We start from the raw sequence: 23,942 nt of genomic DNA on the forward strand, positions 1-23,942 counted from the left end.
AAATATGAATCATCCACTTTCAATAAACATACTTTACCACTATAATTAAAAGAGTCCGCCCTGCACAGGTCCTTTTACACGACCTAAATGCCTATAAGCTTCTTCGGTCACTTCTCTACCTCTAGGTGTACGCATTATAAAACCTTGTTGTATTAGGAATGGTTCATATACTTCCTCAATTGTTTCTGCACTCTCAGATACTGCAGTTGCAAGGGTTGTTATACCTACCGGTCCACCCTTGAACTTATCTATAATAGTCGCAAGTATTTTATTATCCATCTCATCAAGACCATGTGCATCTACGTTTAATGCCTCAAGACTATATTTTGCAATAGCAATATCTATACGCCCGTTACCCTTGATCTGAGCAAAATCACGCACACGTCTCAATAACGCATTTGCGATACGAGGAGTTCCTCTACTCCTCCCTGCAATCTCCACAGCAGCTTCCATAGAGATAGGCACTCCTAATATACTAGAGCTACGCTCAACGATAGTAGTAAGCAGTTCTGTAGTATAATATTGTAATCTGCTTGAGATACCAAAACGTGCGCGCATAGGTGCTGTAAGCAGTCCTGAACGCGTTGTTGCACCCACTAGTGTAAATGGAGCAAGATCTATCTGAACACTTCGAGCATTGGGACCTGTTTCAATCATGATATCGATACGATAATCCTCCATAGCTGAGTATAGATACTCTTCTACTATTGGACTCAATCTATGTATCTCATCAATAAAGAGGACATCTCTCTCATCGAGATTAGTAAGTAATCCCGCAAGATCTCCTGGCTTGTCGAGTACTGGACCTGATGTGATCTTGATATTTACATCAAGTTCATTGGCGAGAATATTTGCAAGGGTGGTTTTACCTAAACCTGGAGGACCATGAAACAATGTATGATCTAAAGCTTCTCCTCTTTGGTTTGCTGCTTGAACAAATATCTTCAAGTTTTCTAGCACCTGATCTTGTCCCGCAAAATCATCAAAGGATAACGGTCTCAATGCCTTTTCGACATCTACATCTTCTCTAGAAAAACCATCGTTTGTGGGGTCTAAATGTTCATTCATAAGTAGCAGTGATTTCAATCAAAGATAAGGAATAGTGTTGGGTCATGATGGATACATAACAATGAGCACTCACAAAATTATACATTGCATTAGTCCGCTTTCGCGAAAGCGTCACAACAAAAAACCCACTCGATGGAGTGGGTTTTTAAAACTAAATATTATAATCTAGTGATTCATTTCTTCTTCATTAGGTTGAAGAGGCATGGTCTGTGGGATAAAATCTTGACCAGGTATTACGTAATCTGAACCATCTTTATTCAATTTAGAATAATCATATGGCCAACGTTGTACCTCTGGAATTGCTCCAGCCCAGTTACCGTGAATATGTTTATGTTCCGTAGTCCATTCTAACGTGTTAGACTTCCAAGGGTTTTGCGCTCCTACTTTTCCATAGAACATAGAATGGATAAAGTTATATAAGAATACTAATTGTGCTCCTGCAGTTATGAATGCAAAAATACTTATAGCCTTATTTACGTCTAGTAAATCATCAAAATATGGGAAGGCTGAGTTTGTATAATAACGTCTTGGAAGACCCGCCATTCCGATAAAGTGCATAGGGAAGAAAATACCGTATGCTCCAATCACTGTGATCCAGAAGTGAACGTAACCTAAGTTTTTGTTCATCATCTTACCTTCAAACATTTTTGGGAACCAGTGGTACACTCCTGCAAATAGTCCATAAAGGGCAGATATACCCATTACTAAGTGGAAGTGAGCAACTACGAAGTAAGTATCGTGTACGTTAATATCTAATGTAGAATCTCCAAGGATAATTCCTGTAAGACCTCCAGATATAAACGTAGATACAAGACCTATAGAGAATAACATTCCAGGGTTGAACTGTAGGTTACCTTTCCATAAGGTCGTTATATAGTTAAAAGCTTTTACTGCGGACGGTATCGCGATAAGTAAAGTTGTAAATGTAAATACCGATCCTAAGAAAGGATTCATTCCCGAGATGAACATATGGTGACCCCATACTATAGTTGACAAGAATGCTATCGCAAGAATAGAAGCAATCATCGCACGGTAACCAAAAATAGGCTTACGTGAGTTAGTTGATATAATCTCAGATGATATTCCTAATGCTGGTAATAATACAATGTATACTTCTGGGTGACCTAAGAACCAGAAAAGGTGCTCAAATAATACAGGTGAACCTCCAGAATTATGTAATACTTCTCCACCGATATAGATGTCAGACAAGAAGAATGATGTTCCAAAACTTCTATCCATGATAAGCATTAATGCCGCAGAAAGTAATACTGGGAATGAAACAACACCAATAATTGCTGTTACAAAGAATGCCCAGATTGTAAGAGGAAGTCTAGTCATAGACATACCTTTAGTACGTAAGTTTATTACAGTTACAACGTAATTCAATGATCCTATTAGTGAAGAAGCAATGAAAATAGCCATTGAAACTAACCATAGTGTCATTCCCATACCTGAAGCAGGGATGCTATTAGGTAATGCTGATAATGGAGGATAAATTGTCCATCCCGCTGCAGCTGGACCAGACTCTACAAAAAGAGAAAGAACCATGATTACTGAAGAAAGGAAAAATAACCAGTAAGATACCATGTTCAAGAATCCTGAAGCCATATCTCGAGCTCCAATTTGAAGTGGAATCAATAAATTACTAAATGTACCACTCAAACCAGCGGTAAGTACAAAGAACACCATGATGGTTCCATGTATCGTAATAAGTGCTAAATAAATATTTGGATCCATAACACCATCTTTACCCCAGTCTCCTAAGAGTACTTCGTAAATAGTGAACTGGTGATCTGGCCAAGCAAGTTGAAGACGGAATATCAATGACATCCCAATACCTATAATACCCATTATCAAACCAGTAATTAAGTACTGCTTTGAGATCATCTTATGATCTGTACTAAAGATATATTTTGTTACAAATGTTTGCTCGTGGTGGTGCTCGTGATCGTCATGACCATGATCTGCTGTTGGTGCGTGTGCTGCCATACCTTGATTCTTTAGTTAATTTTTCTTTTTCTTTTTTTTACTCTTGAGCCGTTGCTAAAGAACTACCAAATGTCTTTTGTTCTGCCATCCAAGCATCATACTCTTCTTGGGTTTCAACAACAATCTTCATCTGCATGTTATAATGCGAAGCTCCACAAATCTTATTACATAGCAAGTAATAGTCAAATTCGTCATAAGCATCTATTGGACCGTCTCCAGCTGCAATAGACTGTTTGTTTTTCTCTTTTCTAATATCCTTAATAGTCGCCATCTTATCCTTCATGTAATCCGTATCGCGTATTTCAGCAGTGGTTTTTGAAGGTGTGAATGAGAACTGAGTAATCATACCTGGCACTACATTCATCTGCGCTCTAAAGTGTGGCATATAAGCAGAGTGAAGTACATCTTGAGAACGTAACTTAAAAATCACTTGACGTCCTACAGGAAGGTGTAACTCTGTAGTGATCTTATCATCCATTGCATCTGCATCACTCTCATCTACTCCGACAGTATTTGCTCCTTCAATGAATCTTACGTTTGCATTACCTAAGGTATTATCTTCTCCAGCATATCTAGCTTGCCATCCGAAACGTTTTGCATAAAGCTCAACTACGATAGCATCTTCATCCTCCTCAAAGTTCATAATATCTGACCAAGTAAAAAGACCATATATAATTAAACCTGCAAGAACGATTACTGGGATTATCGTCCAGATAAACTCTAATTTATCGTTATCTGCATAAAAAAGTGCTTTCTGCCCTTTCTTACCGCTATACTTATAAGCAAAATAATGCAACAATGCTTGTGTTATAACCTGCACAAACATAATGAGTGCTAATGAGATAAATAACAAATTGTCATAATCTGCTCCGTGTTCTGAAGACGCTTCTGGCAGATAAAATTTACTGTAATTAATAAAACAGTATGCCATTATAAAATAAAATACAACTGCAAACCATAGCATCAATTTACCATTGATACGATTGTCTTTGTCGTCAGCTACTTGAGCTGTTTCGCTATTAGTCTTCTTATTAAACTGTGATAGTTTAAAGATCTTCGACATTTGCCAAAGTGTGACTACAAATAGAATTACTACGATGAGTGCTAATAAACCTGTCATTGTTTTCTAACTTCTTTATATCAATATTCTAATAATGAAAGTGTTTACTTTCTTCAATAAGCGGATTGCGCTTAGGCTCTAACGGACGTTTTGTAAGCGACGTAAATACAATCAATACAAATAATCCAAAGAAGAACATAAGTGATCCTAACTCTACAAATCCAAATGACCAAGCTTGCCCAACTGTACCAGGCATAACCATGTTATATATATCCACATAGTGACCTAATAAGATAACGATACCAGCCATAACAACGAACCAGTTTACACGTTTGAAGTCACTATTCATAAGAATTAATAGTGGAAAAAGGAAGTTCATTATAAGCATTCCGAAGAATGGCAAGTTATAATCTTCTATACGCTGTATGTAGTATGTTACTTCTTCTGGAATGTTTGAATACCAAATAAGCATGAACTGAGAGAACCATAAGTATGTCCAGAAAATACTAAATCCAAACATAAATTTAGCAAGGTCATGAATGTGACTATCATTTACACTCTGTAAATAACCAGCACCTTTAAGTATCATAGTTATTAGAGCGATAGTTGTAATACCACAAACCATCATTCCTGCAAGTACATACCATCCAAATAGCGTACTAAACCAGTGTGGGTCTATAGACATAATCCAATCCCATGACATCATTGACTCAGTATATAAGAAGAATACTAAGAATGCCGCAGCAAGTTTAAATGACTTCTTATGTGATTTGTTATCTGTTGCTTCATCTTGCTCCTTAGAAAACTTTACAGCAAAGAATCTATATGCATTCCAACCTGCAATAAATATTACAGCTCTAATCAATAACCATGGAACATTTAACCAATCTGATTTACCAGCAATTAATTTATCATAGTTTTCACTAGTTGGATCTGTAATACCATCTGCCATCCAGTGGAAGATATGGTTGAAATGAAAACCAGAAAGAGCTAACAAAATCAACATGATAATACTTCCAGGTAACAAGTACCCAGTAATACCTTCCATCACTCTAAGCAATAAAGGAGACCATCCAGCTTGTGCTGCATATTGAACAGCGTAAAACGCTAGACACCCTAATGAAATCATAAAGAAAAAGAATGCCGCAACATATACTGCAGACCATGGCTTATTCTTATAACCGTCTAAAAGGTGTTGATTATGTTCAGCTTCGCTCATTGCATGACCTTCTTCAGCTTGATGACTAGCAACTGCATGATCTTCACCGTGACCTTTTGCAGTAGCAATAGCTTCGTGTGTATCATGACCGTCACCAGATACTGCTGTATCATGACTCTCTCCGTGATCATCACCAGCGTGCATAGCTTCAATATCTGCTATTGACGAAGGCATATACATCGCATCTACTGCAAATAATAACGCCCCTACTACCATAAAAATGATAGCTGATAATTTTAAGTTCTTAGATAATGTGTACATATCTTAAATATCGGTTGTTCCGTTAATTAGTTTTATTCGTGACCTTGAGCATTCATTGGCTCTGATTCTGGACCAGGAATTGCATCTACTGCACCCTCGTTTAAATCAGTATCAATTTTACCTTCAGTCATCTCAGAGATAATTTCAGAGGCTGTAAATTCCTTCTGTGGCTTACCATCTAACGCATCTTTAAGACCCATTACATAATGATCAACCATCCAGAGTTCATCTTCTGTCATCTGAGATGCATATGACCCCATAGAGTTGATACCATAATACATTACGTGGTATACACTACCTTCAGTAACAGCTCTACCTGCATCATTGTAAGCAGGCACCCCCAGAATCTTTTCGCGTTTAGCAAGATTCCCTTTACCGTCACCTTTAACACCGTGACAGATTGAACAATAAATATTATAAAGTTCGTTACCCTTTACATAATTGTCTTCAGTAAGAGGAAGTGGATTTTTCAAGTTCGCTTTCGCGGAAGCTTTACCTTCTGGAGTATTTTCAAAATCGTAAGGCATCCAACCTCTCATTACAGATCCCTCTGCTGGCTCTAGTGCTTCATAACCATCAGGAAAAACCTCGTACTTACCGTAAGTCTCATAACCTACAGACTCATACATATTAGGCATATACTGATAGTTAGGTTTATTATCATCTTGACAAGAGATTACACTTGCAAAGGCAATTAACAAAACAGCTATTTTAAATATATTCTTCATTGCGTTGGCTTATGCTTCGTTTGCAATTAAATTAATCTCTACGGCTCCTGTTGTAACTAAAAAGTTTGCGAGCTCTTCTCCATCCTTACCAGTTGCGTCAATCTCCATAAGGAAGTGATCATCTGTTGTACGTACATCTGGATTTTCAGCTTTCTTAAATGGCCATAATTTACTTCTTAAGTAAAAAGTAATTACCATCAAGTGAGCGGCAAAAAATACAGTAAGTTCAAACATGATAGGCACAAAAGCCGGCATGTTCTCAATGTAACTAAAAGAAGGTTTACCACCAATGTTCTGTGGCCAATCCTCAATCATTATAAAGTTCATCATTAATGTCGCTACTGTAATCCCAACACACCCATAAAGGAATGCTGTGATAGCAAGACGAGTAGGTGCAAGACCCATAGCCTTATCAAGTCCGTGCACAGGGAATGGCGTAAAGATATCATTGATATGAAGATGCTTCTTCTTTACCTCCTTGACAGCGTTCATAAGAACATCATCATCCGTGTATATTGCGTGTATAACTGTAGATGCCATACTTAATTATTTAAGATTGTTAGCTTGACCAGCCCAGTCATCGCGCTCTGCACGACCAGGAAATGATCCAGTTAGATTATCAAGTAACGTGTACTCATTAGAAGTCATTCTGCTTACCTGCTCATAAGTATAAATACCAAGAACATTAAGCTTCTCCTCCATTTTAGGTCCAATACCGTTAATCACTTTAAGATCGTCTGCTTTCTGTGTTGCAGCATCAAATGAACCTAGACGGTCAGTTAATGAATCAGCACCATGATTATCTTCAGCAATAACAGTTTCCCCTTTAGATAATTCTTGTGGCTTTGCAATGTATGCGCCGTCAAGATTAATTTTTACAGGCCCACCAGAAGTACGAGGATCTGCTCCTGTACCTACTAATGATTGTCCCGACTCACGTAATTTCTTGTAACGCTCTCCAGAAGACTTCATGATTGTCTTTACTTCTGCTTGTGCAATCACTGGGAATGTACGAGCATACAACAAGAACAATACAAAGAAGAAACCTATTGTACCAATAAAGATACCTATATCTACAAATGTAGGTGAGAACATCGTCCATGATGATGGTAAGTAATCACGGTGAAGTGAAGTTACAATAATCACAAAACGCTCAAACCACATTCCTATGTTTACTACAATTGAAATAATGAAAGAGAACATTATAGATCTTCTCAATTTTGGGAACCACATAAATTGAGGAGAGAATACATTACATATCATCATACTCCAATATGCCCAAGCATAAGGTCCAGTTGCTCTGTTTAAGAATGCATACTGCTCGTACTCTACACCAGAGTACCAAGCCATAAACAACTCAGTTATATAAGCAACACCTACTATAGAACCTGTAATCATAATTACGATATTCATAAGTTCGATGTGCTGTACTGTTATATAGTTTTCTAAACTCACAACCTTACGCATTATGATAAGAAGTGTATTTACCATGGCAAAACCAGAGAATACAGCTCCCGCAACAAAGTAAGGAGGGAAAATAGTAGTGTGCCATCCCGGTATAACCGAAGTTGCAAAGTCAAAAGATACAATCGTGTGTACAGAGAGTACTAATGGTGTTGCAAGACCTGCAAGTACCAATGATACTTCTTCAAAACGCTGCCAATCTTTTGCTCTACCAGACCAACCGAAGGCTAGTAGACTGTAAATCTTCTTTTGGAAAGGCTTTACAGCTCTATCACGAATCATCGCAAAATCAGGAAGCAATCCAGTCCACCAGAATACTAGCGACACAGAAAGGTATGTAGAAATTGCAAATACATCCCAAAGTAGCGGTGAGTTAAAGTTTACCCATAGAGAACCAAATTGGTTAGGTATAGGTAACACCCAATACGCTAGCCATGGACGCCCCATGTGAATAATAGGAAACAAACCAGCTTGTACTACAGAGAAGATAGTCATCGCCTCTGCCGAACGGTTAATTGCCATACGCCACTTCTGACGGAATAATAATAGTACCGCAGATATCAATGTTCCTGCGTGCCCGATTCCTACCCACCATACAAAGTTGGTAATATCCCAAGCCCATCCTACGGTTTTGTTTAGACCCCAACTACCAATACCGTTTGTTACAGTATAGATAATACAGCCTATTCCCCATAAGAAAGCAACAAGTGCGATAGAGAATACGATCCACCATGATTTATTAGCTCGTCCTTCAACAGGAGCGACTATATCTAAAGTTACATCGTGATAAGTTTTATCTCCGGTAACTAGTGGTCTTCGTATAGGTGCTTCGTAATGCGCCATAATCCTATATAATTAGTCTTTAGATTAGTTGTTTTTATGCTTCTTCTGTATTACGTACCATTGTCTGGTAGAATACATTAGGTTTTGTTCCTACATGCTCAAGCAAGTGATACATACGATCATCTGTTCTAAGCGTTTCAATTTCACTCTCCTTATCGTTTATATCTCCAAAGGCAAGAGCTCCACTTGTACAAGCGTTAGAGCAAGCTGTAGCAAACTCTCCGTCTTTTACTTTACGTCCATCACGCTTTGCATCAAGAATAGTCTTCTGTGTCATTTGAATACACATAGAACATTTCTCCATAACTCCTCGTGAACGAACTGTTACGTCTGGGTTAATTACCATACGACCAAGGTCGTTATTCATGTGGTAATCAAACTCATCATTCCCGTTATATAGGAACCAGTTAAAACGACGCACTTTATATGGACAGTTATTTGCACAATATCTAGTACCTACACAACGGTTGTACGTCATGTGGTTTTGACCTTGCTTACCGTGTGCAGATGCTGCAACCGGACAAACTGTTTCACATGGTGCGTGGTTACAGTGCTGGCACATGATAGGCTGGAAAGCAACCTGCGGGTTTGCCGCTGGATCTTCTAGCTCACCAAATCCTCCAAGAGAACCTTTATCTCCACCTAAACCACTAAAATCGTTTTTCTTAGTATCATCAAGCTCAAACGTCTCCTCAGAAGAGTAATATCTATCAATACGTAACCAGTGCATATCGCGACTACGACGTATTTCTGACTTACCTACTACAGGAACATTGTTCTCAGCGTGACAAGCAATCACACAGGCACCACAACCGGTACATGCATTTAAATCTATAGCAAGATTAAAGTGATGTCCAACAGAACGATCAAATTCATCCCAAAGATCAACTTCTGGTGAAGTTACTTCATATTCTATATGACCTTTACTCACTTCTGGCATTACATTCCAAGAGTGCTTATCTTTTGTATTAAAGATCTCAAGTGTAGTTTCTTTTACGATATCCCCACGACCCATCAATGTATTATGAAGTTGCACAGATGCAAATTCATGAACACCACCTACTTTTTCAATAGATACTTTTTGAGTTGTCTGGAAGTTCTGCATTAACGGAAATGCATTTACACCCGTTTGCATCTCCTCTTGAATTCCGTTTTTACGACCATAACCTACCGCAAGTCCTACAGAACCTTTAGCCTGACCAGGCTGAATCATTACAGGAACATTCTCTAAGGTAACACCATTTACAGTGACATTTGCATAATGACCGTTAAGACCACCGTTTGCATTGTGACGTGCTTCTGTGAAGAATGTACTTCTATCAAACCACAATCCTTTCTCTTTGGCATCTGCCTCAGACATTGTCAAGTAGTTATCCCAAGTACAACGTGTTAACGGATCTGGCATCTCTTGCAACCAAGGGTTGTTTGCCTGTGTACCGTCACCCATTGATGTCATTGTGTATAACGTCAATTCAAAATCACCAGTTCCTTCTTGTAAAGTGCTCGATAATCCAGCATCTGAAGTGATTGATGTATTTGAAGGTGTCACCGCTTTCGCGAAAGCGTTAGTTTCAACAACACCAGCTTGAACAGACTTATTAAAAGGAAGTCCAGCCGAAGTCATTGTATCCTTAAGATACTCGTAATATGTTTTATCCTCACCCATCCAAGTCAACAAACTCTGTTGAAATTGACGTGTGTTGAAAATTTCTTTTATTGTAGGCTGCTGAAGGCTTACCTCTCCCATTTTGATCTGCACATCTCCCCAAGATTCTAGGTAATGTGGTACAGGAGCTATATGAGTAGATAAAGCTGCAGTCTCATCTGCTCTTATAGAACAAGCGACAGAAACTTCTACCTTCTTAAGACCTTCTGTAAACTCTGTAGCATTAGGTAAACTATATACAGGGTTTACACCCGCCATAATAAGAGTTCCTACTTGCCCAGCATTCATATCTTTTACAAGCTGCGTCATCTTGCGTGCATCTCCAGAGCGAGTCATCTTAGGCTTAGCAGTGTCCATTACAGACTTGCCAGCATTAAAATCAAGCGTTATTTTTTGAGTTGCCACATCTTGCACTCCCGTTATAAGAAGTCCGTTATCTCCAGCAGCAAGTAATGCCTTACGAGCTTGAGCGACTTTTGCCTTTATTCCCTCTGGTAAACCAGATACAGAACCACCAGCAAGAGCTTGTACTATTAATTTTTGTTGCGATGGTGTAGATGGCACACGAACATCTGCATTTGCACCAGAAAGAGACATGTTTGCCTCAAACTGGAAATGCTTAGACATCTTTCCATTTTTAGGAACACGCTTCTTACCGTAAGCAGAATCATATCCACCACCATTCCAATCTCCTACAAAGTCTGCACCTACAGCAACTATAACATCTGCTTTAGCAAAGTCATAATCCGGTAATGCACGGAAACCGTATTTCATTTCAAAAGCATCCAAAGCAAATTGCTCTCCAGCAGCATCGTACGCTACGTGCGATACATTAGGAAACTTAGCTTTAAATTCTTCTATAAGTTTATCTGTAGAAGGACTTGCAAATGTTTGCGTAAGCAACACTGCTTTCTTCCCTCCTTCAAGCGCACCTACAACACTCTTATCTATATCTGACCAAGAAACCTCTTCACCAGCTGCAGTAGGGAATTGCGCACGATTAGTATCATACATTCCTAATACAGATGCATGAACACGAGCATTTGCTCCGAAACCACCTTTAGCAAGATCGTTATTCTCAATCTTGATAGGGCGACCTTCGCGTGTCTTTACAAGAACACTTGCAAAGTCAAAACCATCTGCAATTGTTGTTGCATAATAGTCTGCTACACCAGGAACTATTTGCTCCGGCTGCACTACGTAAGGAACAGATTTAATAACAGGACCTTCACAAGCTGCGAGGGAAGCTGCGGCAGTAGAGAAACCTACATACTTCAAGAAATCACGACGTGTTGTTTCTGAAGCCTCAAGCGTTTCCTTATCACCTAAAAATTCATCTGTCGGAATTTCTTGTACAAACTCATTCTGTCTTAGCGCCTCGATAGACGAGTCTCCTTGGAGCTCATCGACACTTTTCCAGTATTTCTTGTTTGATGACATATACTTAATTTATTAATTGTGATCTTCTTTAGATCGATAATTCGTTTTGGTTAACATACACACCCTATTAAGGCATGCTAGATACTATTCTAGTAGTGACACTTACCACATTCTAGACCACCCATTTGAGCAGCAGTCACTTTCTCAACACCATACTTCTTTGCAAGCTGCTCGTGAATCTCCGTGTAATACTCATTACCCTCAATCTTCACGTTAGTCTCACGGTGACAGTTAATACACCATCCCATTGTAAGAGGAGCATGTTGATACATAACTTCCATCTCTTCTACAGGACCGTGACATTTCTGACACTCAATACCTGCTACACTCACATGCTGAGAGTGATTAAAGTATGCAAAATCTGGAAGATTATGAATACGAACCCACTCTACCGCCTGAGTTTCCCCAGTGTAAGATTGTGTTGACTCATCCCAACCAACAGCTTTATAAAGCTTTTGGATTTCTTTATCGTAAAATTCTTTTGAGTAATCCTCAGTAACAGATGTAAACTCAGACTCAGGTCCAGCAACTTCTGCGATAGACTTGTGACAGTTCATACAAACATTTAAAGAAGGTATCCCCGAGTGCTTAGACACACGTGCAGATGAGTGACAATACTTACACTCAATAGCATTTTCACCAGCGTGAATTCTGTGTGAATAATGAATAGGCTGCACTGGCATATAACCCTGATCAACCCCTATTTGAGACATCCATCCATATGCAAAATACGCACTACCCAATAAAAGGAAGATTACAGAAACAAGTACTAAGAATTGATTTTCAACAAATGCTTTCCAGATAGGCTTACGCTTCTCTTCTGCTTTCAATTCGATTCCTTGAGCCGACGCAAACTTATTAAGCGTGTTGTTTACTAAAAATAATACAGCAATAAGAAGCAACAGAACAAATCCAAGAATTGCAAGAATCAAGTTATTTGAAACTCCACCACCTTGATTTCCATCTGCACCCCCTACTGGAGCAACTCCAACTGACGCTTCTTGTTTTGGCGTATCCGTGTAAGCGAGGATGTTATCTATATCCGCATTAGACAATGCAGGAAAAGAGTTCATCACTTTATTACCGTTTTCCTCATACACTTTTACCGCAAGTGCATCTCCAGACTTGATAAGCCCTTGACTATTCTTAATCCACTTATACAACCACTCACGGTCATACTTCTCAGAAACCTGATGAAGTAATGGACCCGTCATAGGCTTATACAGTTTATGACAAGCAGCACAATTTGCCTTGAATAAAGCTTCACCAGCCTTAGCATCAGCAACAGGCGCGTCTTGCGCAAAAAGAGAACTAGAAAGTGTAAGAATCACCACCACGGCTAGGGTAAGGACTCTTGAGAATGAATTTTGGCGTTTAACCTGTATCATATTAATATTGAATTAGCTTCAAAAAGATGGCACGATTTTTAGACAAATAAGATTGTTAAGAGCCTGTTAATCTCGCACGCAAAATGGTTAGCAAAAATACTACACAAACTGCATTCTCAAAGACACCTTACAAGGGTTCTTATTAATTTATAACAGTTCTAAATAATAATTTTAATTTGTTTAAGTTTTAATCTTTTACCTTTACAAAAAATAAAACAATTATGAACGGCATTACGTTTAAAAACATACAATTAGCACTAGCCGCCGCTGTGTTTTCTTTCGCTTTCGCGAAAGCACAAACCGCACAATCCACTATAAATCAAGATGAAAGAATCACTGAACTTCTTGATTTGAAAAGTAACCTTGAGAAGGAAGGTAAGTTAACAGATAGATATAAAATACAACTCTATTCTGGAAGCTTAAATACCGCAAGCTCAACATTAAAAAAATACAGAAATCGTGTAGGGACATGGTCTTCGTCTATAAAACACGAAACCCCTAACTATAAAGTATGGATAGGAAGTTTTAGAAACAGACGCGAGGCAGACAGAGCTCTTATGGAAATCAAGAAAGACTTTCCAAGCGCTTTCATCTTCAAACCAGATGGTCGCGACTAATCAATCACGACACCAATTACACACCCTTATCAACTTAACTGTTTTTAAGGGTTTTTTTATGCTTAGTTCAGAAAACATAGTTCCCTCCAGTAAAACGCATTAGAAGATGCTCATAAAGGCCAAATCGCATCAACCACAACTTCTCTAACAGCTCATCCTAAGCCTTACCAAACCTACTATTGCAATCAAAAAACTACTCTTAATTGAGATATCGACAGACAGCACAAGCAACAGTATAATTAGCCCGTAACACTTTCGCGAAAGCGCATAAAAAAATCGCTTAAGATTACTCCTAAGCGATTTATATAATTAAGTATTCTGTAATTCTATTTAAGCTTCTTCTTTACAGCTACTTCTTGGAATGCTTCGATTACATCGTCAATTTTAATATCGTTGTAATTCTTAATCTGCATACCACAGTCATATCCTTTTGATACTTCCTTAACGTCATCCTTAAATCGTTTTAAGGCCGCAAGAGTGCCAGTATACACCACTACACTATCACGGATAAGACGAATGTTTGAATTTCTAAAGATCTTACCGTTCATAACCATACAACCTGCGATTGTACCCACTTTAGATATCTTGAATGTCTCACGGATCTCTGCAGTACCAGTTATCTCTTCTCTCATCTCTGGAGAAAGCATACCTTCCATTGCATCTTTAAGATCGTTTATCGCGTCATAGATAATTGAGTATGTACGGATATCGATTTCTTCTTTATCTGCAACCTGTCTCGCATTACCTGCTGGTCGAACGTTAAATCCAATAATTATCGCGTCTGAAGCAGAAGCTAACAACACATCACTCTCTGTAATGGCACCAACACCTTTGTGTATAATGTTTACTGCAATTTCCTCAGTAGATAGCTTCTGGAAACTATCTGTAAGTGCTTCTACAGATCCATCCACATCTCCTTTAAGAATAATATTAAGCTCCTTAAAGTCTCCTAATGCGATACGACGGCCTATTTCATCAAGTGTAATATGACGTTGTGTACGCACGTTTTGCTCACGCTGTAGTTGCGTACGCTTCGTTGCAATATCTTTTGCTTCACGCTCATCTGACATCACAACAAACTTATCACCAGCCTGAGGAGCTCCATCAAGTCCTAAAACTGAAACTGGAGTAGATGGACCCGCTTTTTTAATTTTCTTACCGCGCTCATCATGCATTGCCTTCACCTTTCCAGATGTTGTACCAGCTAATACATAATCACCCACTGAAAGCGTACCTGCCTGCACAAGAATAGTAGATACATATCCACGTCCTTTATCAAGGAAAGCTTCAACTACAGTTCCATTTGCATTTCTATTAGGGTTTGCCTTAAGCTCAAGTAGTTCTGCTTCAAGTAATACTTTTTCAAGTAATTCCTTAACACCAGTTCCTTTCTTTGCAGAAATTTCTTGTGATTGTATTTTACCTCCCCAATCCTCTACTAGAAGATTCATTTGAGCAAGTCCTTCTTTTATTTTCTCTGGATTTGCTGCTGGCAAATCTATCTTGTTAATTGCAAAAACGATAGGCACTCCCGCTGCTTGTGCGTGAGAGATTGCCTCTTTAGTTTGTGGCATTATACTATCATCTGCTGCAACTACGATTACTGCGATATCAGTAACCTGAGCACCACGTGCACGCATTGCCGTAAAGGCTTCGTGACCTGGAGTATCTAAGAATGCTACTTTCTTACCATTTTCAAGTTGCACACCATAAGCACCAATGTGCTGTGTGATTCCTCCACTCTCACCTGCAATAACGTTTTCTTCACGTATGTAATCAAGTAAAGATGTTTTACCATGATCTACGTGACCCATTACAGTTACAATAGGAGCTCTTTCAACAAGATCTTCTGGCAAGTCAACTACCTCTTCGATAGAATCCTCAATGTCTGCATTTACAAATTCTACTGTATATCCAAACTCATCTGCAACAATAGAAATCGTTTCTGCATCAAGACGCTGGTTCATTGTCACCATCATACCAAGTGACATACACGCTGATATAATTTGAGTAACACCTACATCCATCATAGTAGCAACTTCACTTACCGTAACAAACTCTGTTACTTTAAGGATTTTACTTTCTATATCCTGCTGTGCCTGATCATCCTCTGTCTTTTGACGGTGTTGATCACGCTTATCACGACGATATTTTGCTCCTTTTCCTTTGCTTGACTTTCCTTGAAGTTTTTCAAGAGTCTCACGGATTTGTTTTTGTACTTCTTCTTCAGTAGGCTCTGCTTTAACAACACGACCTCTACCTTTACCAGCGTTATTTCCGCCTCGAGAATTATTACTCCCACGCGTATTATTTCCTCCAGGTTTTGAACCACCTGTAGTAGTTCCTGGCTTTGTAATACGGCGACGACGTTTTTTCTTATCGTCTGAAGCAGATGATTTTTTCTCAGGTTTTTTAAACTTAGAAAGATCAATCTTCTGTCCTGTAAAGTTAGGACCGTTAAGTTTTTTATAATCCGTCTTGAGAACTTCGTCCCCTAAACGCACTTCTTTTTCCTCTTTCTTAGCTTTAGAATCCGCAGGTTTTGCCTCTTCCTTTTTAGCTACTGGAGCTTCCTTTTTCTCTGGCGCTTTAGCTTTGATTTCAGATTTAACCTCTTCTTTCTTTGCTTCGACCACAGGAGCTGGAGTTTCTTTCACTTCCACCTTTGGAGTAGCCGCTTCTTCAGTCTTCACCTCTTTTACAGGCTTAACCTCTTCCACTGGCTTCACATCTTCTACAGCTTCTTTTTTAGCTTCCTTACGGTCTGCTATATTTCCTGCTGGTTTACTAAGATCGATTTTACCCACTTGCTTTGGTCCGCTAAGCTGTGCTTTAGCCTTAACAACCTCTTGCTTTTTAGGCGCTTCGGCTTTTGCCTCAGCTTTTGCTTCGATCTCAACTTCTCGAGCGGCGCGCAGTGCCTCCTTCTCTTTCTCTTTTGCTTCGGCAACTTCCTTAGAAGCTACTTTCTTATTGGCATCCGTTTGAAATTCCCCCGAAAGCACCTCGTAAACCTCCGTAGTGATTTTCGTAGTCGGACGCGCCTCTATCTCGATACCTTTGGTTCCTAGGAACTCAACGGCACGATCAAGAGAAATGTTCATTTCTCGTAATACCTTGTTTAATCGCATTGTTGCTGCTGCCATAAACTGCTCTAAATTTTATTCTTAACCTACTTACTTCCGCTTGTAGGGTACTCTATTCTTCAAATTCTGCCTTGAGGATTCTCATCACATCAAGAACTGTTTCTTCTTCTAAATCTGTACGACGTACTAGATCTTCTGCATCTTGCTCTAATACGCTTCTTGCGGTATCAAGACCAATTTTCGCGAAAGCTTCAATTACCCACGCTTCTATCTCATCTGAAAACTCTGTAAGCTCAACGTCTTCCTCTACACCTTCTCTGTAAACGTCAATCTCATATCCAGTAAGCTGTCCAGCCAAACGAATGTTATGACCACCGCGACCTATAGCCTTACTCACCTCTTCAGGCTTAAGAACTGCTTGTGCGGTTTTATTTTCCTCATTAATCTTAATACTTGTAATACGCGCAGGACTCAAAGCTCTAGTAATGTACAAGTTAAGGTTTGTTGTGTAATTTATCACATCAATATTCTCATTTCCTAACTCACGTACAATACCGTGAATACGAGAACCCTTCATTCCAACACAAGCTCCTACAGGATCAATACGATCATCATAAGAGTCTACTGCTACTTTTGCCTTCTCACCTGGAATACGCACAACTTTCTTAACAGTAATTAAACCATCAAAAACCTCTGGTATTTCAGATTCAAATAACTTCTCTAAGAACAATGGAGAAGTACGAGACATAACGATTGAAGGCTTATTACCTTTTAACTCTACACTCTCAATTACTCCACGTACATTTTCTCCTTTACGGAAGAAATCTGAAGGTATCTGACGATCTTTTGGTAAGATAATCTCGTTTCCATCATCATCAAGTAAGATTATAGCTCTATGTCTAATATGGTGCACCTCTGCAGTATACAACTGACCTTCAAGCTCTTTAAACTGCTTGTAGATATTAGTGTTATCATGCTCGTGAATCTTGCTAATTAAATTTTGACGCAATGCCAAAATAGAACGTCGACCTAAGTCAAAAAGCTTCACCTCCTCAGACACATCTTCTCCTACTTCAAAATCTTCTTCAATCTTGCGAGCATTAGTTAATGAGATCTCTTCGTTATCATCTTCAACCTCGCCATCTGCCACAACCACACGGTTACGCCAGATCTCAAGATCTCCTTTATCAGGATTTATAATAATATCAAAGTTATCATCACTACCAAAACGTCGCTTTAACGTACTTCTGAACACCTCTTCTAAGATGGCCATTAAGGTTACACGATCTATTAATTTATCGTCCTTGAATTCTGAAAAAGAATCGATTAACGCTAAATTCTCCATATCAACATTTGTTAAAATTTAATCATCACTTTTGCTTGAACTATCTCACTGTAAGGGAACGTTTCTATCTTTTCGACAGTTACTTTTCCTTTACCTACAGGCTTAGGCTCTCTTGTTTTCCAAGTAAGCGTAATCTCTGCATCTGTCGCCTCGGTCATCAATCCTTCGATTTTCTCACCATCCTGCGTCTTCACTTCTAGGTGTCTACCTATATTCTTTTTGTACTGCCTAGGGATTTCCAAAGGGCTTGTTGCGCCAGCAGACATCACTTCTAGAGAGAAGTCTTCTTCCTCACGATCTAAGTTATGTTCTACCTTACGACTCACCGCCATACAATCCTCAACTGTCACACCACTATCACCATCTATAATGATTCTAACCTCGTTATTCCCTTGAATATCAAGACTAATCAAAAATAAACTTGGATTTTCATCCAGTGCTTCTTGTAGTAAATTGGTTACTTTTTCCTTCAACATATAAGCCTATAAAAAGAGGGGACCGCTGTCCCCTCTGTATTCACTTCGTCTTTCAACGGTGCAAATATACTACAAATTATCCGTTTTTAAAAGCCTAAAACCCTGCGTATTATTTTGTAAATTTAAGATGCCTTTCTTAATGAGTATTTACATCTGTTCTACGAGACGACAGGGCGTCTATCTTGATAGTCAGATTCACTAAATAATTGTTAGCATGATTAAAAAGATACTTGTACCCACAGATTTTTCTGAACAGGCCGAAAACGCATTGCGAGTTGCCGCAGATCTAGCAAAGAAACACAATGCCTCAATCAATCTACTACATATGGTAGACCTACCCATGACTCTTGTAGATGCGGTCACTGGAAATCAAAGCGAACTTCCCGAAGCAATTTTCTTCATGAAACTAGCCCATCAAAGATTTGAATCCATGATGAGCGCACCTTTCTTAGACGGAGTTACCATCGAGGAAAGCGCCGAATTTGATGGCGCCTTTGAAGGAATAATGGATTATGTAAATAAATATCAATCAGACATTATAGTAATGGGATCTCATGGTGATAGCGGTTTACACGAATTCTTCGTTGGCTCAAATGCAGAAAAGGTTGTGCGTAATTCTAAAATCCCTGTATTGATTATCAAGAATAGGCACGAGCAATTTGAGATTAAAAATTTTATTTATGCACTAGACTTTCAGGCTGAGAATCACAATGCATTCAAACAAGCTATTGCCTTCGCCAAAACAAATAATGCACAACTCCACTCTCTTTACGTAAATACCCCAGGAGATTTTAGATCAACCCACGAAGTTGAAGAACAAATGAAAAAATTTATGGATATAGAAGGACATGTAGAAAACTGCACCTTAAATATTTACAATGACAATACGATAGAAAGTGGGATCCTTCATTTTGCAGAAATGATTGACTCTGGCCTTGTAGGTATCGCAACCCATGGCCGCAAAGGTCTCGCTCACTTCTTAAATGGATCATTAAGTGAAGGACTTGTAAATCACGCAAAACGACCCGTTATCACTTTCAGGATTTAAAATATAGTTTAGAGCACAATTCATTACTGAATATTTGAGGGAATATTCACTCTTGATGTGCTCTAGATTTTTTATGCTTTCGCGAAAGCGTAAAATAAATCAATGCCCCTCCCTCAAAGCATTAATTAATTCCTCCTTATCCATTTTACTACGGCCGTCTATGTCTAGATCTTGAGCCTGCTTGTACAACTCCTTTTTAGAGCGCTCTTCATAAGGCTTTGAAGCGCCTCCCTTCTTACCAGCGTCAGGAGTATTAGCAATACGCGCAGCTTTCTCCTTACTCATTCCCTCATTCTTTAATGCTTCGTATTGCTTCTCATTCATAACTGATGGTCTACTGTCCTTATCCATAATTGTTTGTCTTTTCATCTAAAGTTACTCTTTTGACTCACTAAAGCCATTAGCTTTTAGAATAGTATAACTTTTTTAAGAGACTTTATGAAATTGAAGATGATGAAAGCTAAAGGGAACATAAACTAGCAATGTATAACTATGCAGATATAGTTGAGCGCGTAGTTTTATAAGTAAGAATACTATTAAAAACTTAAGCGCATAAAAAAAACCCAACCTAATTAAAGGTCGGGTTTCTCGTTGGCCCACTAGGTTTCGAACCTAGACTCTTCTGCACCAAAAACAGACGTGTTGCCAGTTACACCATAGGCCACTATTTTTTGATAGCGAGTGCAAATTTAAACCAAAGTTTTAATAATCCAAACATTATTTTAAAAAAAATCTGATTTTTTTTATGACAAATCATCACCCAACGCAAAGCATGCTACTCAAATATTTGAAATTGAATTAAATATGCGACTCTAGACAGAAAAAAAAGTTTTTGTAGGGCCAATAATTAATGCCTCTATCGCGTTACCACAAATCACACGTATTGCTTAACTTCGTCCCTTTACAAAATATAAAATATGACCGACTTCAATTTTGCGAAGTATAATAAGATATTAGGCTGGGCAGTATTTGCCATTGCCCTTATTGTTTACTCTCTTACAGTAGAGCCTACAGCGAGTTTTTGGGATGCAGGTGAGTACATATCCACCTCCTCAAAACTAGAAATAGGCCACCCACCGGGAGCACCACTATATCAAATACTAGGAGCCTTTGTTTCTATTTTTGCACCAGATGCCACCTACATAGCACTTGCTGTAAATTATCTCTCGTGCCTCACAAGTGCGTTTACCATACTTTTCATGTTCTGGTCGCTCACCTTATTAATCACAAGGTCGCTTACTATTAATGCAGAACTTATCACAAAAACAAAGCAACAAGCAATTCTTGCTAGTGCGGCTATAGGCGCTCTTGCATTTGCGTTTACAGATAGTTTTTGGTTTAATGCCGTAGAAGCAGAGGTATATGCCCCAGCAGCGGTGGTACTCTCTCTTTTATTCTATTTAGGATTGTTGTGGGAGCGTGACATGCACGAACCAAGAGGAAATCGCTGGCTCATATTGATATCCTTTATTGTAGGACTCTCATTTGGTATTCACTTTATGGGATTACTTACCATCCCAGCAATTGGCTTACTATATTTCTTTAAGAACACAGAAAAAGTAACTGCCAAAAATCTTATCATAGCACTCGTTATCGTTGTAGCCATATTGATGTTTATTTTCAAGTTACTACTACCTTACACTTTATCATTATTCGGATATTTAGAAGTATTCTTTGTAAACTCTATGGGACTACCTTTTAATAGCGGTACCATTATAGCAGGTTTACTTCTTATAGGTTTATTTGTTTACGGATTTAAGCTTTCGCGAAAGCGTAACAAACCACTTCTCAACACCATGCTACTTTGCATGCTTTACATTTTTATAGGGTTTTCTAGCTGGATGATGCTTCCTATACGTGCAAATGCTGGTACTACTATTAATGAGAACAACCCATCAAACGCTCGATCATTACTTGCTTACTATAACCGTGAGCAATATGCCGAAACAAAACTCTTTTATGGACCACAATTTACCTCAGATTATTCTGGGCTAGATCCAGATACACCATATCTCGATAAACCGAAGTTATACGAGAAAGACGAAGCGCTTGGAAAATATGTTGTAGTAAATGAATGGCGTAATGCAAAGCAAAATCTTGATGATGCGCACAATGCCATCTTACCAAGAATGTGGAGCCCAGAAAACAATGCAAACTACATGCAATATACGGGTCCTTTGAAATTCAGTATCAAGTATGATCCTGATATGCCAGAGGAAGATCGCCAGTATCTTCAAGATGTTGTAACTCAGTTTAAGATAGATTACAGAGACGGAAAGGTAAATTATGAAGGTTATGATGCCTTTTTAAAGAGTCAAATAGGGAGTTACCTAGATGTAGAGAAGCCTTCTTTTGCAGCAAACATGAATTATATGTTTAGCTTCCAGTTTGGGTATATGTACTGGCGCTACTTCATGTGGAATTTTGTAGGACGACAGAATGATATACAAGGTAAAGGCGATGACTTTAACGGAAACTGGATTTCTGGAATAGACTTTATAGACAGTATGTTCTTGGGGCCACAAGACAATCTACCGTCTGACGTTGCCGACAATAAAGCTCGTAACACCTATTTCTTTCTCCCTCTATTACTAGGGTTATTAGGTCTTCTTTTTCACGCAAGTAAAGACTGGAAACGTTTTGCAGTATTACTAGTCTTCTTCTTGTTTACAGGTCTTGCTTTAAAAGTATATTTAAATGAACGTGCTTTTGAACCTCGTGAGCGTGATTATGCCTTGGTGGGATCCTTTTACGTCTTTGCGATGTGGATAGGCTTTGGAGTGTATGCACTATTTGATATTGTAAAAGATTTTATAAAACCTAAAATAGCAATGCCTATCGTGGCTGCTATATGTTTACTTGCTGCTCCTGTATTGCTAGCCTCTCAAAACTGGGATGACCATGATCGATCTGGAAGGAAAACGGCACTTGCCATGGCAAAGAAGTACCTAGACTCTGTAGATGAGAATGCCATAATATTTACCATAGGAGATAATGACACATTTGCACTCTGGTATGCTCAAGAAATTGAGGGATATCGTACTGACGTGCGTATTGTAAACACAAGTTTAATTAATACAGACTGGTACTACGACCAGATGAAGAGAGCGGCTTATAAAAGTCCGCCGGTGCCTAGCTCGCTTACACATGATAAGTATGCAGCTTCTAATCGTGAGGCACTATTTTATCAAGAAACCAAAGATTCTATTATCCCTATCTCACAATGGATGAACTTTGTTGCTAGTGATGATCCTAGAACAAAAGTAGAATATACTAAGGGACAGTTTTTTAACACCTTCCCTAGTAAAAAGGTACGTATTCCTGTAGATAAGGAAACTGTACTTAAGAATAAGATAGTGCCAATGGATGATGCAGATCAAATTGTACCGTACATAGACATTGAACTTAAAGGAAATGTTCTTTATAAGAATAGGCTTCTTATGCTAGACATCATTGCTAGCAATAACTGGGAACGACCTATTTACTTTACCGGAGGAAGCTTTGGTGATGATGACTACTTGTGGATGAAGGACTACTTGCAACTAGATGGTGTAGCTTATAAACTTATTCCTATAAGAACTCCTATCGACCCTCGTAATCCTTATGATATGGGACGTGTAGATGCAGATAAGATGTATGACATCGTAAAGAAATGGTACTGGGGTAACAGCGGAAGCCTAGATATCTATCACGATCGTGAGACGCGCACTAATGCTATTACCTACAGAGGTAACATGGCACGTCTAGTAGAGCAACTTCTAGCAGAGAATAAGCCAGAAAAAGCTAAGGAAATCATGGATCTCGCGATGGAAAAAATGCCAGTAGACATCTTTGAATTTTATACGCTTGTCGAGCCATATATCACTGGATATTATGAGATAGGAGAAACACAACGTGCTCAAGAAATATGGAAAGAAGTTGCTGCTAAATATCAAGAGCAACTCACCTACTTTAGCAACGTAGATGAAGAGCTTCAATACAAATATTATGAAGAGATCTTGACTAATATTGAAAAGTACAGAAGTCTTGTAGACCTTCTTATTATAAATGATGATAGAGAACTGTTTGAAAAAGAAGCAAAAGTCTTTGATAACTACATGCGCACGTTCCCATATTTAATGGGCGATGATGATGAAGGAGAAGAAGTTCCTCAAGAATTACTTGAAACACTACCTAAACCGTCCATTGAGATCCCAGCGCAAGACAGTGTAAAAGATGAAGTACTAACAGACTTAAACTAACCT

The 23,942-nt window shown here is 38.7% G+C and carries 16 protein-coding genes and 1 tRNA gene; 3 read left to right on the plus strand and 14 right to left on the minus strand.

The features are described from left to right. Window positions 1–45: 45 nt before the first annotated feature. The 9 genes from ruvB to SJY37_RS02950 form a co-directional block, all read right to left on the minus strand. The gene (gene ruvB, locus SJY37_RS02910; protein ID WP_298329362.1) at window positions 46–1,068 is read right to left on the minus strand and encodes a Holliday junction branch migration DNA helicase RuvB; all 1,023 of its coding nucleotides are present in this window, start codon (window positions 1,066–1,068) and stop codon (window positions 46–48) included. Window positions 1,069–1,233: 165 nt separating this feature from the next. Continuing rightward, a complete protein-coding gene (locus tag SJY37_RS02915) occupies window positions 1,234–3,057 on the minus strand; it encodes a cbb3-type cytochrome c oxidase subunit I (protein WP_298329365.1) in 1,824 nt (607 codons plus the stop codon). 37 nt (window positions 3,058–3,094) lie between these two features. Continuing rightward, the gene (locus SJY37_RS02920) at window positions 3,095–4,177 is read right to left on the minus strand and encodes a cytochrome c oxidase subunit II (RefSeq protein ID WP_298329369.1); all 1,083 of its coding nucleotides are present in this window, start codon (window positions 4,175–4,177) and stop codon (window positions 3,095–3,097) included. A gap of 28 nt (window positions 4,178–4,205) precedes the next feature. Continuing rightward, entirely contained in the window at window positions 4,206–5,597 is a 1,392-nt protein-coding gene (locus SJY37_RS02925) for a quinol:cytochrome C oxidoreductase (RefSeq protein WP_298329372.1), read from the minus strand. A gap of 32 nt (window positions 5,598–5,629) precedes the next feature. Then, a complete protein-coding gene (locus SJY37_RS02930; RefSeq protein ID WP_298329375.1) occupies window positions 5,630–6,325 on the minus strand; it encodes a cytochrome c in 696 nt (231 codons plus the stop codon). A 9-nt stretch (window positions 6,326–6,334) separates the two neighbouring features. Next, the gene (locus tag SJY37_RS02935; protein ID WP_298329377.1) at window positions 6,335–6,865 is read right to left on the minus strand and encodes a DUF3341 domain-containing protein; all 531 of its coding nucleotides are present in this window, start codon (window positions 6,863–6,865) and stop codon (window positions 6,335–6,337) included. Window positions 6,866–6,871: 6 nt separating this feature from the next. Continuing rightward, window positions 6,872–8,635, minus strand: coding sequence for an NrfD/PsrC family molybdoenzyme membrane anchor subunit (gene nrfD, locus SJY37_RS02940; RefSeq protein WP_298329785.1), 1,764 nt, complete (start codon window positions 8,633–8,635; stop codon window positions 6,872–6,874). Between the two features lie 31 nt (window positions 8,636–8,666). Beyond that, on the minus strand, window positions 8,667–11,738 hold the full coding sequence (locus SJY37_RS02945) for a TAT-variant-translocated molybdopterin oxidoreductase (protein ID WP_298329380.1): 3,072 nt from the start codon (window positions 11,736–11,738) through the stop codon (window positions 8,667–8,669). A gap of 89 nt (window positions 11,739–11,827) precedes the next feature. Further along, the gene (locus SJY37_RS02950; RefSeq protein ID WP_339846823.1) at window positions 11,828–13,126 is read right to left on the minus strand and encodes a c-type cytochrome; all 1,299 of its coding nucleotides are present in this window, start codon (window positions 13,124–13,126) and stop codon (window positions 11,828–11,830) included. 221 nt (window positions 13,127–13,347) lie between these two features. Between SJY37_RS02950 and SJY37_RS02955 the strand changes: the two genes are divergently transcribed. Beyond that, window positions 13,348–13,743, plus strand: a complete 396-nt coding sequence (locus tag SJY37_RS02955; protein ID WP_035335615.1) for an SPOR domain-containing protein — start codon at window positions 13,348–13,350, stop codon at window positions 13,741–13,743. A 326-nt stretch (window positions 13,744–14,069) separates the two neighbouring features. Here SJY37_RS02955 and infB read toward each other — a convergent pair whose 3' ends face one another. The 3 genes from infB to rimP are packed head-to-tail and all read right to left on the minus strand — an operon-like array spanning window position 14,070 to window position 18,650. Continuing rightward, entirely contained in the window at window positions 14,070–16,889 is a 2,820-nt protein-coding gene (gene infB, locus SJY37_RS02960; protein WP_298329388.1) for a translation initiation factor IF-2, read from the minus strand. Between the two features lie 52 nt (window positions 16,890–16,941). Further along, window positions 16,942–18,174 carry a transcription termination factor NusA gene (gene nusA, locus SJY37_RS02965; protein WP_298329393.1) on the minus strand — a complete coding sequence of 411 codons (1,233 nt, stop codon included), beginning with the start codon at window positions 18,172–18,174 and terminating at the stop codon, window positions 16,942–16,944. Window positions 18,175–18,185: 11 nt separating this feature from the next. Then, a complete protein-coding gene (gene rimP, locus SJY37_RS02970) occupies window positions 18,186–18,650 on the minus strand; it encodes a ribosome assembly cofactor RimP (RefSeq protein ID WP_298329396.1) in 465 nt (154 codons plus the stop codon). A gap of 214 nt (window positions 18,651–18,864) precedes the next feature. Here rimP and SJY37_RS02975 point away from each other — a divergent pair, with 214 nt between their 5' ends. Beyond that, window positions 18,865–19,698, plus strand: coding sequence for a universal stress protein (locus tag SJY37_RS02975; RefSeq protein ID WP_298329399.1), 834 nt, complete (start codon window positions 18,865–18,867; stop codon window positions 19,696–19,698). Window positions 19,699–19,797: 99 nt separating this feature from the next. Here SJY37_RS02975 and SJY37_RS02980 read toward each other — a convergent pair whose 3' ends face one another. Both SJY37_RS02980 and SJY37_RS02985 read right to left on the minus strand, forming a co-directional pair. After that, window positions 19,798–20,049 (minus strand): Rho termination factor N-terminal domain-containing protein, encoded by a 252-nt coding sequence (locus tag SJY37_RS02980; protein ID WP_298329788.1) that lies wholly within the window; start codon window positions 20,047–20,049, stop codon window positions 19,798–19,800. Between the two features lie 240 nt (window positions 20,050–20,289). Further along, window positions 20,290–20,362 (minus strand) — tRNA-Gln (locus SJY37_RS02985). Between the two features lie 253 nt (window positions 20,363–20,615). Between SJY37_RS02985 and SJY37_RS02990 the strand changes: the two genes are divergently transcribed. Further along, window positions 20,616–23,939, plus strand: coding sequence for a DUF2723 domain-containing protein (locus SJY37_RS02990; RefSeq protein ID WP_298329402.1), 3,324 nt, complete (start codon window positions 20,616–20,618; stop codon window positions 23,937–23,939). Window positions 23,940–23,942: the final 3 nt, after the last annotated feature.

Origin of the sequence: Dokdonia sp. R78006 (genome assembly GCF_042466145.1) — a bacterium.
In the GTDB taxonomy this organism is placed as follows: Bacteria; Bacteroidota; Bacteroidia; order Flavobacteriales; family Flavobacteriaceae; genus Dokdonia.